Genomic DNA, 19,601 nt, shown 5'->3' on the forward strand with positions numbered 1-19,601 from the left:
GAGGAGCATTTTCGAAATGAAACAGTCAAAAGTATTTATACCTACAATGAAAGAGGTGCCAGCAGGAGCTGAGGCATTGAGTCATCGCTTACTATTAAAAGCAGGGCTTATAAAACAAAGTACGAGTGGTATTTATAGTTATTTACCATTGGCAGCAAGAGTATTAAATAATATCGAAGAGATTATTAGAGAAGAAATGGAAAGCGTTGATGCTGTTGAAATATTAATGCCTGCATTGCAACATTCAGAATTGTGGGAAGAATCTGGTCGTTGGGACGCCTATGGACCAGAATTAATGCGCTTGAAAGATAGACATGGACGTGAATTTGCGCTTGGACCGACACATGAAGAAGTAGTAACTTCAATTGTTCGTGATGAATTGAAATCATACAAACAATTACCTTTAACATTGTTCCAGATTCAATCAAAATTTAGAGATGAAAAACGACCTCGTTTTGGATTATTACGTGGTAGAGAATTTATCATGAAAGATGCATATTCTTTCCATGCTGATGAAGATTCATTAGACGCAACTTATGAAGACATGTATGGTGCATATGATCGCATATTCAAACGTGTAGGCATCAATGCTAGACCTGTCTTAGCAGACTCAGGAGCAATTGGAGGAAGCCATACACATGAATTTATGGCTTTAAGTGAAATAGGGGAAGACACGATTGTTTATGGTGAAGAAAGTGATTATGCTGCTAACATTGAAAAAGCGGAAGTTGTTTACCATCCAAATGAAAAACATGATGAAATAAAACCATTAACTAAAATAGAAACACCTCATATACAGACAGCAAAAGAACTTGCAGATTTCTTAGAAAAACCATTAGATGAAATTACTAAATCAATGATATTCAAAGTTGAAGGCGAATTTATTATGGTATTGGTCCGTGGACATCATGAAATTAATGACATTAAATTAAAAGCGTATTTCAAAACTGATAATATTGAATTTGCAACAGAAGATGAAATTGTGAATCTATTAGGTGCTAAACCTGGTTCACTAGGTCCAATATTTGATAAAGAAGTGAAAATCTATGCAGATAACTTTATTAAAGATTTGAATAATATTGTTGTAGGCGCAAATGAAGATGGTTATCACTTTTTAAATGCGAATGTAGGTAGAGATTTCGTTGTAACTGAATACGGAGATTTCAGATTCATATTAGAGGGCGAGCCGCTATCTGATGGTTCAGGTGTAGCTCATTTTGCAGAAGGTATTGAAGTTGGCCAAGTATTTAAACTTGGTACAAAATATTCAGAATCGATGAATGCTACATTTTTAAATAATCAAGGTAAAGCACAACCATTATTAATGGGTTGTTATGGAATAGGTGTCTCAAGAACTTTGAGTGCAATTGTAGAACAAAACAATGATGAAAATGGAATTATATGGCCTAAATCAGTTACGCCATTTGATTTACATTTAATCACAATTAATCCTAAAAAAGATGATCAACGCGAATTAGGAGATCAATTGTATGCACAGTTGAAAGAAAACTATGATGTATTATATGACGATCGAAAAGAACGTGCTGGCGTGAAGTTTAATGATGCAGATTTAATTGGCTTACCGATACGTGTAATGGTAGGTAAAAATGCAGCAGAAGGCATCGTAGAAGTGAAACGACGTGATACAGGTGAGAGCGATGACGTTCATATCGATAACCTAATTAACCATGTGAATCAATTGTTCACAAGTATATAAGTTGCAGCAAGATTTGCAACAATTTGTTATAATTAACAAAGAAAAATAGTAGTTGAATCTTACAAGTTAAATTAATGCATCATTGTAGTCGCTACAATGGTGCATTTGTTATTCAAATCAAAAGTATGAACAAGCATAAAGTTTAACTATTAGAATTTCATACATATTCAGTTATAATATAAAGAATGTAATAATAATACATACACCGTCATTTAATGTAATTAATCAAATACAGGTAAATCAGTGTAATTAAGAGTAAGGTGGTTATCGTCATGGCAATGACAAATCAGGAAAAGTTTAAAATTCTAGCTGACCAAATTAAAATAGCGAATCAATTAGATGCAACGTTTCTTGAACAAAGTGAATTAACACGTGTGGATGTAAAGGCAACAGACCGTTCATGGGTCTTCCAAATCACATTTCCACACTTCTTATCTATAGAAGATTATTTGCTATTTACAAGCGCAGTTACTGAAGAATTTAAGTTGATTGCAAAAGTTGATTGTAATTTCACAATAAATAATAAAATGAACCAAGATGAATATGCTTTGAAATACTTTAGCTATTGCATAGATCAAACCAAATTGTCCCCCAAAGTCAAAGGCCAATTAAAACAAAAACGTCTAATTATGTCGGGTGATGTTTTAAAAATCATGTGTCAAAATGATATTGAACGAGATCACTTTGATAAAGCATGTAATGGTAGTTTAATAAAAGCATTCCAAAAGTGTGGATTTGATTTTAATAAAGTTGTGTTTGAAACCGATAGTGTGAGTACAGGTGACGATTTAGCATCGTTAGAAGCACATATTCAAGAAGAAGATGAAAAAAGTGCACGTGAAGCAACTGAAAAATTAGAAAAAATGAAAGCTGAAAAAGCGAAACAACAAGATAATAACGAAAGTTCAGTTACAAAATGTCAGATTGGTAAACCAATTCAAGTTGAAAGTGTAAAACCAATTGAATCTATTATTGAAGAAGAGTTTAAAGTTGCGGTTGAAGGTGTTATTTTTGATGTAAACTTAAAAGAGCTTAAGAGTGGTCGACATATAGTTGAATTAAAAGTTACTGACTATACGGATTCCCTTGTATTGAAAATGTTTACACGTAAAAATAAAGATGATTTAGATCATTTTAAAGCATTAAGTGTTGGTAAATGGGTCCGTGCTCAAGGACGTATAGAAGAAGATACGTTTGTGCGAGACTTAGTCATGATGATGTCTGACATAGAAGAAATAAAAAAATCTACCAAACAAGATAAAGCTGAAGAAAAAAGAGTGGAATTTCATTTGCATACCTCAATGAGTCAAATGGATGGCATACCTAACATTTCAGCATATGTAGATCAAGCGGCTAAATGGGGTCATAAAGCGATAGCAGTTACTGACCATAATGTCGTCCAAGCATTCCCAGATGCACATAGTGCTGCTGAAAAAAATGGTATCAAAATGATTTATGGAATGGAAGGTATGTTAGTCGATGATGGTGTTCCGATTGCTTATAAACCGATGGATAGAGACCTTAAGTCTGCAACTTATGTAGTATTTGACGTTGAAACAACAGGTTTATCAAATCAATACGATAAAATTATTGAACTTGCTGCTGTGAAAGTAAAAGATGGAGAAATTATTGATAAATTTGAACGTTTCAGTAACCCACATGAGCGTTTATCAGAAACAATTATCAATTTAACGCATATCACTGATGATATGTTGGTAGATGCTCCCGAAATTGAAGAAGTGCTCACGGATTTTAAAACTTGGGTAGGTGATGCCATTTTTGTTGCACATAATGCTTCGTTTGATATGGGCTTCATTGACACAGGCTATGAGCATGTAGGCATTGGTGCTTCAACTAATGGTGTTATCGATACATTAGAACTCTCGCGTACAATTAATACAGAATATGGTAAGCATGGATTGAACTTTTTGGCGAAAAAATATGGCGTTGAACTGACACAACACCATAGAGCGATTTATGATACTGAAGCCACAGCATATATGTTTATTAAGATGCTTAAACAGTTAGAAGCGCTCGGTGTAGAAAATCATCAAGATATTAATAAGTCATTGTCTAATGAAGATGCTTATAAACGTGCACGACCTAATCACGTTACATTGATTGTGCAAAATCAAACAGGTCTAAAGAATCTATTCAAAATCGTAAGTGCTTCACTCGTTGAATATTACTATCGAACTCCAAGAATCCCTCGTTCATTGTTAGATGAACATAGGGAAGGTATTTTGGTTGGATCAGCTTGTGATGAGGGTGAGGTATTTACGGCTGTGATGCAAAAAGATCAGTCACAAGTAGAAAGAATAGCTAAATATTATGATTTTATAGAAGTACAACCTCCAGCGCTTTATCAGGATTTAATTGATAGAGAACTTGTACGTGATAATGAAACGTTACATGAAATTTATAATCGATTATTAAGAGCTGGTGAAGTTAATAATATTCCAGTCATTGCGACAGGTAATGCACATTATTTATATGAGCATGATTCAATTGCTCGTAAAATTTTAATTGCAGCACAACCGGGTAATCCTTTAAACCGTTCAACATTGCCAGAAGCACATTTCAGAACTACAGATGAAATGTTAGACGAATTACATTTCTTAGGTGAAGAAAAAGCATATGAAATCGTAGTGAAAAATACCAACGAGTTAGCTGATCGAATAGAACGTGTCGTCCCAATTAAAGATGAACTTTATACACCTAGAATGGACGGGGCAAATGATGAAATACGAGATTTGAGTTATTCGAATGCTAGAGCGTTGTATGGTGATGATTTGCCACAAATTGTTATTGATCGTCTTGAAAAAGAGTTGGAAAGTATTATAGGTAATGGGTTCTCAGTTATTTACTTAATTTCGCAAAGACTTGTAAAAAAATCATTAGATGATGGTTACCTTGTAGGTTCACGTGGTTCAGTTGGATCTAGCTTTGTAGCAACAATGACTGAAATCACCGAAGTTAATCCATTACCGCCACACTATATTTGTCCAAAATGTAAGAAAAGTGAATTCTTTAATGATGGGTCGGTGGGATCTGGTTTTGATTTACCTGATAAGAAATGTGAAACATGTGAGTGTGATTTGATTAAAGAAGGACAAGACATTCCATTTGAAACTTTCTTAGGTTTTAAAGGGGACAAAGTGCCAGATATCGACTTGAACTTTAGTGGCGAATATCAACCTAAAGCACATAATTACACCAAAGAACTGTTTGGTGAAGATTATGTATTCCGTGCAGGCACAATTGGTACAGTAGCAGAAAAGACTGCATTTGGATATGTTAAAGGATATTTAAATGATCAAGGTATTCATAAACGCGGAGCAGAAGTAGACCGCTTAGTAAAAGGCTGTACAGGCGTTAAACGTACGACTGGACAACATCCGGGTGGTATTATCGTAGTGCCTGATTATATGGATATATATGACTTTACTCCAGTTCAATTCCCTGCAGATGATCAATCATCAGCATGGAAAACGACACACTTTGATTTCCATTCTATCCACGATAATGTCTTGAAACTCGATATATTAGGACATGATGATCCTACAATGATTCGTATGTTACAGGATTTATCAGGTATTGATCCAAAAACAATTCCAGTAGATGATAAAGAAACGATGGGTATCTTCAGTTCACCTGATCCATTAGGTGTTACACAAGAAGCTATTTTATGTAAAACAGGGACATTCGGGGTACCTGAATTTGGTACAGGTTTCGTTAGACAGATGTTAGAAGATACAAAACCAACGACATTTTCAGAACTCGTTAGAATTTCAGGTCTTTCCCACGGTACAGACGTATGGCTTGGTAATGCGCAAGATTTAATCCGTTCTGGTACTTGTGATTTAGCAAGTGTAATTTGTTGTCGTGATGATATTATGGTTTATTTAATGTATAACGGATTAGAACCTTCTTTAGCATTTAAGACGATGGAATTTGTGCGTAAAGGTAAAGGTTTAACAGATGATATGGTTGAAGCTATGGTAGATAATGAAGTGCCAGATTGGTATTTAGATTCTTGTAGAAAAATTAAATACATGTTCCCTAAAGCCCATGCGGCTGCCTATGTATTAATGGCCGTGCGTATTGCTTATTTTAAAGTACATTATCCACTTTATTACTATGCTAGTTATTTTACAGTTCGTGCATCAGATTTTGATTTAATTACAATGATTAAAGATAAAGATAGTATTCGCAACGCTGTAAATGATATGTATTCACGATATATGGACCTTGCTAAAAAAGAAAAAGATACATTAACTGTATTAGAAATTATGAATGAAATGGCCCAACGTGGATTCCGTATGCAACCAATTAGTTTAGAAAAAAGTAAAGCCTTTGAGTTTATAATAGAAGGTGACACACTTATTCCACCATTTATATCTGTTCCAGGATTAGGGGAAAATGTAGCGCAAAGAATAGTCGAAGCTAGAGAAGAAGGACCATTTTTATCTAAAGAAGATTTAAATAAAAAAGCAGGTTTATCTCAAAAAGTAATTGAATATCTTGATGAACTAGGTTCTTTACCTAATTTGCCAGATAAAGCACAATTATCAATTTTTGATATGTAAAAGTAGTGTTAAGATGTCAAAGTATTTTTCAATTTTTATATATTTGTAGAAAAGTTACGCTTAAAATTTTTAAGAATAAACAGTTCTAGTTGCTATAAAAGGCTTTAAGAAATATAGTTATTTGTATAGAAAATGAACATATGCTATAATAATAGTGCTTAAAAAATTAGACTCAGGCAGAAAGAGTGGGCATAATACCCGCTCTTTTCTATTTGCCAAAAAAGGAGGTCAGCATGAGTAAAATAACAGAGCAAGTTGAAGCAATTATTCAACCTGTCCTTGACGACTTAGATTTTGAATTAGTAGAAGTTGAGTTTACAAAAGAAGGAAAAGACCATTTTTTAAGAGTATCTATCGATAAAGAAGGCGGCGTCGATTTAAACGATTGTGCGCTTGCTTCTGAAAAGATCAGTGAAGTAATGGACGCAGAAGATCCTATTCAAGAAATGTATTACTTGGACGTTGCGTCACCTGGTGCTGAAAGACCTATTAAAAAAGATAAGGATTTTCATAATGCAGTAACGAAACCTATATTTGTCTCTTTATATGCGCCTATTGATGGCGCTAAAGAATGGTTAGGTGTTTTACAGTCTGTTGATGATGAAAATATAGTTTTAGAAGTCAAAGAGAAGTCAAAAACAAAGCAAGTTGAAATTCCAAGAAGTAAAATCGCTAAAGCGCGTCATGCTGTAATGATTTAACGTGATTAGGAGGATGAACCGTGTCAAGTAATGAACTGATATTAGCTACTGAATATTTAGAAAAAGAGAAGAAAATTCCTAGAGCAGTGTTAATCGATGCTATTGAAGCGGCATTAATTACTGCTTACAAGAAGAACTATGACAGTGCAAGAAATGTGCGTGTCGAATTAAACATGGATGAAGGTACTTTTAAAGTTATAGCTCGTAAAGATGTTGTTGAAGAAGTGTTTGATGACAGAGATGAAATAGACTTAAGTACAGCGTTAGTAAGAAATCCAGCATATGAAATTGGTGATATATATGAAGAAGATGTAACACCAAAAGATTTCGGTCGTGTAGGAGCTCAAGCAGCTAAACAAGCTGTAATGCAACGTTTACGCGATGCAGAACGTGAAATTTTGTATGATGAGTTTATTGACAAAGAAGATGACATCGTAACAGGATTAATAGACAGAGTAGACCACCGCTATGTATATGTGAATTTAGGACGTACAGAAGCGGTATTGTCAGAAGCGGAAAGAAGTCCAAATGAAAGCTATATTCCGAATGAAAGAATCAGAGTTTATGTGAATAAAGTTGAACAAACAACAAAAGGTCCGCAAATTTATGTTTCAAGAAGCCATCCAGGATTGTTGAAACGTTTATTTGAACAAGAAGTGCCAGAAATTTTTGACGGTACAGTTCTTGTTAAATCAGTAGCACGTGAAGCTGGAGATCGTTCTAAAATTAGTGTTCATTCAGATAATCCTGATATTGATGCAGTAGGCGCTTGTGTTGGTTCTAAAGGGGCCCGTGTTGAAGCAGTTGTTGAAGAACTTGGTGGAGAAAAAATCGACATCGTTCAATGGAATGAAGATCCAAAAATATTCGTAAAAAATGCTTTGAGCCCATCACAAGTATTACAAGTAATTGTTGATGAAGAAAATCAATCAACAATAGTTGTTGTACCTGATTATCAATTATCTTTAGCTATTGGTAAACGTGGTCAAAATGCACGATTAGCTGCTAAGTTAACTGGATGGAAGATAGATATTAAGTCAGAATCAGATGCTAGAGAAGCTGGTGTTTATCCAGTTGAAGAAACAATGACTGAAGATACTGAAAATCAAACAAATAATGTTGTTGAAGAAGATAATGTTGAATTGGAAGAACAAATCACTGAAGTACCAGAAACTGAAGTAATTACTGATGATGAGGAAAACACTGAAAAATAAATTGGAGTGAGCGTTTGATGAAAAAGAAAAAAATTCCAATGCGTAAGTGTATACTTTCAAATGAAATGTATCCAAAGAATGACATGATACGAGTTGTTATTAACAAGGATGGCGAAATTTTTGCTGATGCAACTGGTAAACAACAAGGCCGCGGAGCGTATGTTTCAAAAGACGTTAAATTAGTTGAAAAGGCACAGCAAAAAGGTGTGTTAGAGAAATATTTTAAAGCTGATGCTGAAACATTAGAGCCTGTTTATAAAGAAATTATACGTCTTATTTATCGTGAAGAGATTCCTAAATGACACAAGAACAAATCATGAATTTTTTAGGTTTAGCCATGCGTGCTGGAAAAATTAAGACAGGTGAGTCAGTCATATTGAATGACTTAAAAAAAAATAAATTAAAGCTTGTAATTATTGCTACAGATGCTTCTGATAACACAATTAAAGTGATACAGAACAAATGTGAGAGCTACCATATATCATTACGTATATTTGGAACAAGAGCTGAATTAGGGCAAGCTTTAGGTAAAGCAGAACGTGTAAACATTGGAATCACTGATCAAGGCTTTGCTAAAAAGTTATTGTCAATGATAGATGAATATCGTAAGGAGTGACTATATGAGTAAAAAAAGAATTTACGAATATGCCAAAGAATTAAGTATTAAGAGTAAAGTTATTATTGATGAGTTGAAAAAAATGAATGTGGAAGTATCTAGCCATATGCAAGCATTAGAAGATGATCAAATTAAAACGTTAGATAAAATCTACAAACCAGAACAAGCTAAACAAGCAGAACAATCACAATCTAAGACGCAAAACAATCAACAATCAGCAAATAACAAACCTAACAATAAAGGTAATCAAAATCATAACAACTCAAACAATAATAAAAACAACAAAAATAATAATTCAAATGGTAAAAACAACAAAAATAATAAAAAAAATAATAAAAATAATAAACAACCCAAACAAGAAGAACCAAAAGAAATTCCTTCAAAAATCACTTATCAAGAAGGCATTACAGTAGGTGAACTTGCTGACAAATTAAATGTCGATTCATCAGCTATTATTAAAAAATTATTCTTACTTGGTGTGATGGCTAATATTAACCAATCATTAGACGAAGAATCACTAGAATTAATCGTTGATGAATATGGTGTAGAACTTGAAAAAGAAATTATTATAGATGAACAAGATTTATCTGTATATTTTGAAGACGAAACTGAAGATGAAAATACGGTAGAACGTCCAGCAGTTGTTACAATTATGGGACACGTTGACCATGGTAAAACAACATTATTAGATTCAATTCGTCATACTCAAGTAACAGCTGGAGAAGCTGGTGGTATCACACAACATATTGGTGCGTACCAAATTGTGAATGAAGGTAAAAAAATTACTTTCCTTGATACACCAGGCCATGCAGCGTTCACTACAATGCGTGCACGTGGCGCGCAAGTTACAGATATTACAATTTTAGTAGTAGCAGCTGATGACGGTGTGATGCCTCAAACAATCGAAGCAATCAACCATGCTAAAGAAGCAAATGTTCCGACAATTGTAGCTGTCAATAAAGTTGATAAACCAACTTCAAATCCAGACCGTGTTATGCAAGAGTTAACTGAATATGGTTTAGTTCCTGAAGATTGGGGCGGCGATACAATATTTGTACCACTATCTGCTTTAAGTGGAGAAGGTATTGATGATTTATTAGAAATGATTGTACTAACTTCAGAAGTACAAGAATTAAAAGCTAATCCAAGTAAACATGCTGTAGGTACAGTTATTGAAGCTGAGTTGGATAAATCACGTGGACCATCTGCTTCATTATTAGTACAAAATGGTACGTTAAACGTAGGCGATGCACTTGTAGTCGGTAATACTTATGGTAGAATCCGTGCAATGGTAAATGACTTAGGTAAACGTATTACATCTGCTGGCCCATCAACACCAGTTGAAATTACAGGTATTAATGATGTACCTCAAGCCGGCGATCGCTTTGTTGTTTTCAAAGATGAGAAACAAGCACGACGCATTGGGGAAGCACGTCATGATGCAAATGTATTGCAACAACGTCAAGAAAGTAAGAGTGTTTCTTTAGATAACTTGTTTGAACAAATGAAACAAGGTGAAATGAAAGATTTAAACGTTATTATCAAAGGTGATGTACAAGGTTCAGTAGAAGCACTTGCAGCATCTCTTATGAAAATCGATGTTGAAGGTGTAAATGTACGTATTATTCATACTGCAGTTGGTGCCATCAATGAATCAGACGTGACATTAGCAAATGCATCGAATGGTATTATTATTGGATTTAACGTACGTCCTGATACGGGTGCTAAACGCGCAGCTGAAGCTGAAGGCGTTGATATGAGATTACATCGAGTGATTTATAATGTAATTGAAGAAATAGAATCCGCGATGAAAGGTATGCTTGATCCAGAATTCGAAGAAAAAGTTATTGGACAAGCTGAAGTACGTCAAACATTCAAAGTTTCTAAAGTGGGTACAATAGCAGGTAGTTACGTTATTGATGGAAAAATCACTAGAAATGCCGGCGTACGTGTAATTAGAGACGGTATAGTGCAATTTGAAGGTGAATTAGACACATTAAAACGTTATAAAGACGATGCTAAAGAAGTAGCTCAAGGTTATGAATGTGGTATTACAATTGAAAAATACAATGACCTAAAAGAAGGCGACATTATTGAAGCGTTCGAAATGGTTGAAATTAAAAGATAAATTGTGACATATATAAACGGCTTTCCATATGGGAAGCCGTTTTTTTTATATATAAAATTATTCAATTTTATAAAAGCACATGTTTTTGATATTATAAAAAAATAATTAGAAATAAAAAATGCTTTTGTATTAATTTATTCGTTATAGTGTGTTATGTTAAAAGTATTAAAAATAAAATATAATGTAAGTGGACTTATTGAGTTACAAAGATAAATCCACCTTCACAACATATCGCTTACTTTAGTTACCTATTTAATATTTTATCCCTCGATTTAAAATGATTATGGTTAAAAATGCATTTAAATTAAAATGTTTCTTTAACATAGCGCTAAACCAATTCAACCTAATTTAGAGAATCATATTGATAAGCATGGTTTACCTTTAATGAAATTCCCACTATAAACTTAGTGGAATTTTGACAGTCATTTAGTATATCTACGTGTGTTTTTGCTCATATTATCTAACGAATTAGCAACCATTTAAAGCAATGATGAAAAATATTTTACTTACTTTGAAATAAGCAATCTTATGTATTCCTATTTGAGTTAGACTAACAATTAATGTGACTGTTGATATTTTATATCTGTTCTTAAGAGTGGAACGTAGTAGCATTTGTTTAATTAATGTACTTCAAATTATCAAATAAGCTAACTTATAGCATACTCAATCCATAAGTGTATGAGTAAATGAATCACGCTTCGATGTGGTTATGCATACTACAATTCAACTATTTTATGTGGAAATGGATTAAATAAAGATTGAACTTGGTATATGTTACAGCATATTTTTATAATAATTATGCCCTTTTTAAAAGTTAGAAACTAAATAAAAAGATTATAGTAAAATTGCGTCTCTTTATACAATTGACACTAGCTGTCTATGTGTTTATATACAATGGAGAAATAGGAGGTTATACCTGATGGATGAATATTTAAAAGATATAAACGAATTTTGGCGAGAATATTTTAGTCAATATAACACTATCTATGATGAAGAGACGCTGGAAAAAATTGTACAAAGTAATGACACAACTGCTTTTTTACACCCGCAAGATTTAGCGTACTTAAAAGAGCATTTTGGTGATGATTTTGATCAAATTCCAAGGTTTAAAAAAATGATAGATTTTGCTAATGGTAAAATAACAATCAATAAAAATAGACAAGTTGTGATGATGGAACAAAAAGATATTAATCCAGCAATTGCTCGACCATATTTCGGTAACCCAGAGTTAGCTGATATAGTGCTGTTAAAAAAACAACCAGAAAATGATTTTAAAACTTATGGTGTGGACTTACCCGAATCAGTAGCAATAGAATATCGTAGAAGAATATTCTTAGATATACAGGGGAGATTAACATTTGATAATGAAAAACTATTTTTACCATATATTGACAAACATCGATGGTTTATGAAGTATTTATATAGCAACTCATCAACACTAAAGCGATTTAATATTAACCCTAACAGAGTCATGGTGTTAAATTTCTTTCCTTATCAAACAGGTCATACGGCAGGGATACCGAAAGACTTTTTAACAATTAATCATAATTTGCCATCTCAGTGTCAGACATTTGACTTACTGTTGAAAATATTAAATGACAATAAAAAGCGTATCTATATTGTGAGTGAAGAAGAATTGTTTATCTCTATATTAAGAAACTATACGAATGATGACTTATGTCAGTGTTTGAAAGATAATTTATTTGTTCTTGCTTCAAAACAAAACAGACATATTACTTTAGGTAATGTACTAAGTTATAAAGAATACAAACATCGATTATGCAAAAAAGAAGAATTATCTAAAAAAGAATTTTATAAATGGAATAAGCAAAAGAAAGAAGAACGAGAAAATGGAAACTCTGATTTTTATGAGAAAATGTGTTTGATACAAAAAAATGAGGTTTATCAATAATTAAAACAGAAACATTTAAGTGAATCGCTTACAGTAATACCTATGTGTTGGGTGTTACTGTAAGCTTTTACTTATTTTATTGAGGTTAAAATAAGTTATATATTATAGTTATCAAACAAAGTTCTTATTTTTGTTTTAAAATCATCAACATATGTTTGAGGTTTTAGCAAAATAATATCTTGTGGGTAATCGTAAGCAATTTGCAGACATTCTTCTTTTGAAACTATGACATCTACAAGTGTTCCATTATGTTTCTGCTCTTTATGAATAATTATAAATTGTTCATAAAATTCAGACCAAAGTTCATCACTTACTAATAAAGTTGCACTTTTTGTTTTGAAAAATATATCTTGATCGAACATTTCTTCTATTTGATTTAAATCTAATATTGATGAAACTTTCATACTATGAGCCTGGTTTTGATATAAGTAACTAAACCAATATTGATGATTAAAATATCTTGTGTAGATAGGGATGACTTTTATACGTTGTTTTGGGCTGATTTGTAATGAGATGAAATTTTGATTTTCGATAGCTAATTGAATTCTAAAGATAAATGTCGAATTGCTAGTTTCACGATAGATTTTAAATTGACTTAATAACTTATTAGATAATAATTTTTCGGCAAGGTTAGAATTTGCATTGAGACCTCTGATGAGGTTATAGGTATCTTCATGAATGACTGGCGTAAAACTTTTCATTCTAAATAATAAATTAAGTAACCTATTGTTTCGAAACTTATATCTATCTACTTTTAAACGATGATGTTCCGAATCGTAATCATAAATAATTTTACCTTCGAGTCCTTGCCACTCGTGATCTTCATATATAAAATGATTAATATCACTTAAATCTCTTTGTATTGTACGCACGTTTACTTTTAAGTCTTGCGCAAGTTTTTCTTTATTTAAAGTTTTTCCATTTAAAAAACGAGTGTAAATATATAATAGACGTTCTGGTTTTTCCAATCATACACGCTCCTAAAAATTGTGAAAATAAAAGATAGTAATAGCTTATTAGTGTTATAGTATACCATTATAATCGACGAAATGCGTAACACTTTATAATATTTATTTTATAAACTTGTGGATTATTGTTACATACAAGGATTAAAATAACTTAATAACAGTTAAGCATAAAAAACTAACAGTTAGGCAATATAAAATTTAAAATATAACGTTTTAATGAAAAATCATTTTATTATACAACAGATAGGAATTAAAATTTTGCCTAAGTGTAATAAAAATTAAAAAATATATATTACGGTCAATTTAAAATAGAATATGAGAAAATCTTTTATAGTAACCGGCTTTGGTAAAATTTGTTTGACGTTGTGAAATAAACTATCATATAATCTTTTAGTAAGGAAGCTTAACTCGGACAAAAAATAATGTGAGGTGAAAACAATGAATATGAGAGCGGAGCGTGTTGGCGAGCAGATGAAACAAGAAATTATGGATATCGCTAATAATAAGGTAAAAGATCCTAGAATTGGATTTTTAACAATTACAGATGTTCAATTAACGAATGACTTATCTATCGCAACGGTATTCTTAACAGTATTAGGAAATAAAAAACAAAAAGAAGATACTTTTAAAGGTTTAGAAAAAGCTAAAGGGTTTATTAAGTCTGAACTTGGTTCTAGAATGAGACTGCGTATCGTACCTGATTTGAATTTTGAATATGATGAATCTATCGACTACGGTAACAAAATAGAAAGAATGATCCAAGACTTGCATAAGAAAGATTAATATAATGATTAAGCTGGAACAAAATCTAACAAGATTTTCTGTTTCAGTTTTTTTTACATAACTCAACGTGCGTAAGTCATGTTAAGATGAAGTTAAAGTATAAAAAGAGATTTTGAAGGTGGCGTAAAAGGATGTATAACGGTATTTTACCTGTATATAAAGAGCGTGGTTTAACGAGTCATGATGTAGTATTTAAATTAAGGAAAATTTTAAAAACTAAAAAAGTTGGACACACTGGAACCTTAGATCCAGAAGTTTCAGGTGTGCTCCCTATCTGTATAGGTAGTGCTACGAAGGTTAGTGACTATATTATGGAAATGGGTAAATCTTACGAAGCAACTGTAACACTTGGTATAAGTACTACAACAGAAGATCAAACGGGGGATACCTTAGAACAAAAAGCTGTTTCTGAAAGTGAGGTATCTCCTGAAGCAATTGATGAAGTTTTAAAACAATTTGAAGGTATAATCACACAAATTCCACCAATGTATTCATCAGTAAAAGTTAATGGAAGAAAGTTATATGAATATGCAAGAAATAATGAAACAGTAGAGCGACCAGAACGGCAGGTGAACATTATAAACATTAAGCGTATCTCTGACCTTCATTTTGACAATGATATTTGTCAGTTTGATATAACAGTAGAATGTGGAAAAGGGACTTATATTCGAACACTGGCAACAGATATTGGAAAAACTTTAAATTCACCTGCACACATGTCTAAACTTACAAGAACACAAAGTGGTGGATTTGATTTAAATCACAGTTATAGTTTAAGCGATATTGCAGAATTACATGAGCATGAAGCGTTACAAAGAAAATTATTTCCGATAGAATATGGGTTGAAAGGTTTACCGCAAATAATGATAACTGATAAGACGATAAAAGCTAAGATTTTGAATGGACAAAAGTTTTATAAAAGTGAGTTTAATGCTGCAATTCAAACTCAAGTTGTCATGGTAGATGATGAGAGTGAAAAAGTGTTAGCAATTTATGAGCCTCATCCAGACAAGATAGATGAAATTAAACCTAAAAAGGTATTTAACTAAAGGAGAAATACGCATGAAAGTGATTGAAGTAGCTCATCCAATTCAAGAAGATCAATATATTACAGAAAACGTTGCTATGGCTTTTGGATTTTTTGATGGTATGCACAAAGGTCATGCAAAAGTATTTGAAACTTTAGACGAAAAAGCTAAAGCAGCAAATTTAAAAAAAGCGGTTATGACTTTTGACCCACATCCATCAGTTGTATTAAATCCTGAACTAAAACGTACAGATTATTTAACACCGATACAGGACAAAGTGGAAATATTAGAATCATACGGTATTGATTATTGTATTGTTATCAATTTTTCTTCCAAGTTTGCTGGTGTAGATGCAGAAGAATTTATTCAAGAATATATAATTAAAAATCATGTTAAAGAAGTGATTGCTGGATTTGATTTTACTTTTGGTAAATACGGTAAAGGAAATATGATGATTTTAAATGAAATGGATGAATTTAATACTACAACGGTAAGTAAGCAAGAAATTGAATCAGAAAAGATATCTACTACTGAAATTAGGAGAGCACTTAAAACAGGTAACCTGCAAAAGGCTAATGAAGAGTTAGGGTATCGTTTTCGTATTAAAGGCACAGTTGTTCAAGGTGAAAAGAGAGGGCGCACAATAGGCTTTCCAACAGCTAATGTACAACCTAGTGATGATTATGTACTACCTAAAAATGGTGTGTATGCTGTCAGTATGGAAATGGGGACAGATGATAAGATTTACCGCGGCGTTGCCAATGTAGGCGTTAAACCAACATTTCATGATCCTTCAAAAGCGCAAGTAGTCATTGAAGTGAATCTGTTTGATTTTAATGAAAATATATATGGAGAACGTGTTACAGTTTATTGGCATCATTATTTACGTCCAGAAATTAAATTTGATGGTATTGATCCTTTGGTAGAACAGATGAATAAGGATAAAGAAAAGGCTAAATATTTATTAGCGGTTGATTTTGGTGATGAAATATCATATAATATTTAAGTCGAATGTGTATTACACATTTAAGCACCTTTACCTTGGCAGTTCGAGTCTCCGACGGTTTGCTCGGATAAAGGCGCATCAAATTTAAAGGAGGAAATTGACAATGGCAATTTCACAAGAACGCAAAAATGAACTAATTAAAGAATACCGCACACACGAAGCAGATACTGGTTCACCAGAAGTACAAATCGCAGTGTTAACAGCGGAAATCACTACATTAAACGAACACTTACGTACTCACAAAAAAGACCACCATTCACGTCGTGGCTTATTAAAAATGGTAGGTCGTCGTAGACACTTACTTAACTATTTACGTAACAAAGATATTCAACGTTACCGTGAATTAATTAAATCATTAGGTATTCGTCGTTAATCTTTTGACGTATATTGATAGGGAAAGAACCTTAAGGGTCCTTTCCCTTTTTTAATAATTTATAAAGCGTATTTTAAAAAATAAATACTAATATAAAAAATTTCTTAGAAATGATATGATAGTACTATTAGATATATGAGAGGAGATTCGTAATGTCTCAAGAGAAAAAAGTTTTTAAAACTGAATGGGCAAATAGATCATTAACGATTGAAACAGGACAACTTGCTAAACAAGCTAACGGTGCTGTTTTAGTTCGTTATGGTGACACAGTAGTATTATCTACAGCTGTTGCTTCAAAGGAACCACGTGATGGTGACTTTTTCCCATTAATGGTAAATTATGAAGAAAAAATGTATGCTGCAGGTAAAATTCCTGGAGGGTTTAAAAAACGTGAAGGTAGACCAAGTGATGAAGCAACGTTAACTGCGCGTCTTATCGATAGACCTATTCGTCCACTATTCCCTAAAGGTTACAAATACGACGTGCAAATCATGAATACAGTATTAAGCGCAGATCCAGACTGTTCGCCAGAAATGGCTGCAATGATTGGCTCATCAATGGCACTAAGTGTTTCAGATATCCCGTTCCAAGGTCCTATTGCTGGAGTGAATGTGGGTTATATCGATGGAGAATACGTTATTAATCCTACAGTGGCACAAAAAGAAGTTTCCCGTTTAGATCTTGAAGTAGCTGGTCATAAAGATGCAGTGAACATGGTGGAAGCTGGTGCCAGTGAAATTACTGAAACTGAAATGCTTGAAGCTATCTTCTTTGGTCATAATGAAATTCAACGTTTGGTCGAATTCCAACAAGAAATTGTGGATCATATTCAGCCAGTTAAAAAAGAATTTGTTCCAGTTGAAAAAGATGAAGCACTCGTAGAAAAAGTGAAACAATTAACGCAAGATAATGGTTTAAAAGAAACAGTATTAACATTTGATAAACAACAACGCGATATTAATCTTGAAGCATTAAAAGAAAAAGTGGCGTCAGCATTTGTTGATGAAACAGACGAAGATAATGCTGCATTGATTAAAGATGTTTATGCTATTTTAAATGACTTAGTTAAAGAAGAAGTAAGAAGATTAATTGCGGAAGAAAAAATTAGACCAGATGGTCGTAAAACAGATGAAATTCGTCCGTTAGAATCAGAAGTTGGAGTGTTACCAAGAACACATGGTTCTGGTTTATTTACTAGAGGTCAAACACAAGCACTTTCAGTATTAACATTAGGATCATTAAGCGAGTATCAAATCCTTGATGGACTAGGTGAAGAAGAGCAGAAACGCTTCATGCACCACTACAACTTCCCTAACTACTCAGTTGGTGAAACTGGTCCCGTACGTTCTCCAGGACGTCGTGAAATTGGACATGGTGCACTAGGTGAACGCGCGTTAAGTCATGTTATCCCTGATACAAAAGATTTCCCATATACAGTGAGAATTGTAAGTGAGGTATTAGAATCTAATGGTTCGTCTTCACAGGCTTCTATTTGTGGTTCAACACTTGCACTAATGGATGCGGGTGTACCGATTAAAGCACCTGTAGCTGGTATTGCAATGGGATTAGTTACACGTGATGATAGTTATACTATCTTAACGGATATCCAAGGTATGGAAGATGCATTAGGCGACATGGATTTCAAAGTTGCAGGTACTGCTGAAGGTATTACTGCGATACAAATGGATATCAAGATTGATGGTCTGACAAAAGAGATTATTCAAGAGGCGTTAGAACAAGCACGTGAAGGACGTTTAGCAATATTAGATCACATGTTACAAACAATTGATCTACCACGTAATGAACTAAGTATGTTTGCACCGAAAGTTGTTACAATGTCAATTAAGCCAGAGAAGATTAGAGATGTTATTGGTCCAGGCGGTAAGAAGATTAATGAAATCATCGATCAAACTGGAGTTAAACTTGATATTGAACAAGATGGAACGATTGTTATTGGTGCGGTTGATAAAGATGCTATAGCTAAAGCACGTAGTATTATTGAAGATATCACTCGTGAAGCAGAAGTAGGACAAGTATATGAAGGTAAAGTTAAACGTATTGAAAAATATGGTGCATTTGTTGAATTATTCCCAGGTAAAGATGCACTTGTTCATATTTCACAAATTGCCAACGAACGTATCGAAAAAGTTGAAGATGTGTTGAAAGTGGGAGACACATTTAAAATAAAAGTAACTGAAATTGATAAGCAAGGTCGCGTAAATGCATCACATAAAGCATTACTTTCAGAATAACTTGATTGAAAAATATTAAATTATAGTAGAAACTGGTAAATGATTAGAAACTTCATTGCGATAGAATATTATTCATTCTATCGTTAGAAATTTCTAAATCATAAGCACTAGTTTCTTTTTTTGTATTAAAAATTTATGATATGTAAACAAAATGTCTTTTTTTGAGTTATTGCATAATAAATTATTAATACAATATATACATAAAAACTAAACAATATAAATAAAACGTCTAATGTTTATATTATATAAAATAGAAGTTTATGCACGGATTAGATCCCTAAACTATTTATAGTTATTACTTTAATAGTGTACAT

Annotated in this window: 14 protein-coding genes; 13 read left to right on the plus strand and 1 reads right to left on the minus strand. The window is 32.9% G+C overall.

Annotated features, from left to right (window positions below; translation table 11 throughout):
- The first annotated feature begins 16 nt into the window (after positions 1-16).
- From BK821_RS08205 to BK821_RS08240, 8 genes are all read left to right on the plus strand, one after another.
- Complete coding sequence (locus BK821_RS08205; RefSeq protein ID WP_071331524.1) at positions 17-1,717, plus strand: proline--tRNA ligase; 1,701 nt, start codon at positions 17-19, stop codon at positions 1,715-1,717.
- A 272-nt stretch (positions 1,718-1,989) separates the two neighbouring features.
- On the plus strand, positions 1,990-6,306 hold the full coding sequence (locus BK821_RS08210) for a PolC-type DNA polymerase III (RefSeq protein ID WP_071331525.1): 4,317 nt from the start codon (positions 1,990-1,992) through the stop codon (positions 6,304-6,306).
- A 233-nt stretch (positions 6,307-6,539) separates the two neighbouring features.
- Positions 6,540-7,007, plus strand: a complete 468-nt coding sequence (rimP, locus tag BK821_RS08215; RefSeq protein WP_046836258.1) for a ribosome maturation factor RimP — start codon at positions 6,540-6,542, stop codon at positions 7,005-7,007.
- Between the two features lie 20 nt (positions 7,008-7,027).
- The gene (gene nusA, locus BK821_RS08220) at positions 7,028-8,221 is read left to right on the plus strand and encodes a transcription termination factor NusA (RefSeq protein ID WP_046836259.1); all 1,194 of its coding nucleotides are present in this window, start codon (positions 7,028-7,030) and stop codon (positions 8,219-8,221) included.
- Positions 8,222-8,238: 17 nt separating this feature from the next.
- A complete protein-coding gene (gene rnpM, locus BK821_RS08225) occupies positions 8,239-8,523 on the plus strand; it encodes an RNase P modulator RnpM (RefSeq protein ID WP_071331526.1) in 285 nt (94 codons plus the stop codon).
- Positions 8,520-8,837: a L7Ae/L30e/S12e/Gadd45 family ribosomal protein gene (locus BK821_RS08230; RefSeq protein WP_046836261.1), complete on the plus strand. Its 318-nt coding sequence runs from the start codon at positions 8,520-8,522 to the stop codon at positions 8,835-8,837. Before rnpM ends, BK821_RS08230 begins: the two co-directional genes overlap by 4 nt.
- Before the next feature lie 4 nt (positions 8,838-8,841).
- Positions 8,842-10,965, plus strand: coding sequence for a translation initiation factor IF-2 (gene infB, locus BK821_RS08235; RefSeq protein WP_046836262.1), 2,124 nt, complete (start codon positions 8,842-8,844; stop codon positions 10,963-10,965).
- Between the two features lie 919 nt (positions 10,966-11,884).
- Complete coding sequence (locus BK821_RS08240) at positions 11,885-12,877, plus strand: hypothetical protein (RefSeq protein ID WP_235602239.1); 993 nt, start codon at positions 11,885-11,887, stop codon at positions 12,875-12,877.
- A gap of 95 nt (positions 12,878-12,972) precedes the next feature.
- Here BK821_RS08240 and BK821_RS08245 read toward each other — a convergent pair whose 3' ends face one another.
- Positions 12,973-13,845, minus strand: coding sequence for an HTH domain-containing protein (locus BK821_RS08245; RefSeq protein WP_071331527.1), 873 nt, complete (start codon positions 13,843-13,845; stop codon positions 12,973-12,975).
- 438 nt (positions 13,846-14,283) lie between these two features.
- Between BK821_RS08245 and rbfA the strand changes: the two genes are divergently transcribed.
- From rbfA to pnp, 5 genes are all read left to right on the plus strand, one after another.
- Entirely contained in the window at positions 14,284-14,628 is a 345-nt protein-coding gene (gene rbfA, locus BK821_RS08250; RefSeq protein WP_046836265.1) for a 30S ribosome-binding factor RbfA, read from the plus strand.
- Positions 14,629-14,759: 131 nt separating this feature from the next.
- The gene (gene truB / locus BK821_RS08255) at positions 14,760-15,677 is read left to right on the plus strand and encodes a tRNA pseudouridine(55) synthase TruB (RefSeq protein ID WP_071331528.1); all 918 of its coding nucleotides are present in this window, start codon (positions 14,760-14,762) and stop codon (positions 15,675-15,677) included.
- Positions 15,678-15,690: 13 nt separating this feature from the next.
- Positions 15,691-16,662 (plus strand): bifunctional riboflavin kinase/FAD synthetase, encoded by a 972-nt coding sequence (locus tag BK821_RS08260; protein ID WP_046836267.1) that lies wholly within the window; start codon positions 15,691-15,693, stop codon positions 16,660-16,662.
- Positions 16,663-16,765: 103 nt separating this feature from the next.
- Positions 16,766-17,035 carry a 30S ribosomal protein S15 gene (gene rpsO, locus BK821_RS08265; RefSeq protein WP_046836268.1) on the plus strand — a complete coding sequence of 90 codons (270 nt, stop codon included), beginning with the start codon at positions 16,766-16,768 and terminating at the stop codon, positions 17,033-17,035.
- Between the two features lie 152 nt (positions 17,036-17,187).
- On the plus strand, positions 17,188-19,287 hold the full coding sequence (pnp, locus tag BK821_RS08270) for a polyribonucleotide nucleotidyltransferase (protein ID WP_046836269.1): 2,100 nt from the start codon (positions 17,188-17,190) through the stop codon (positions 19,285-19,287).
- Positions 19,288-19,601 lie beyond the last annotated feature (314 nt).

The organism is Staphylococcus sp. LCT-H4 (genome assembly GCF_001866145.1).
GTDB classification, from domain to species: domain Bacteria; phylum Bacillota; class Bacilli; order Staphylococcales; family Staphylococcaceae; genus Staphylococcus; species Staphylococcus succinus.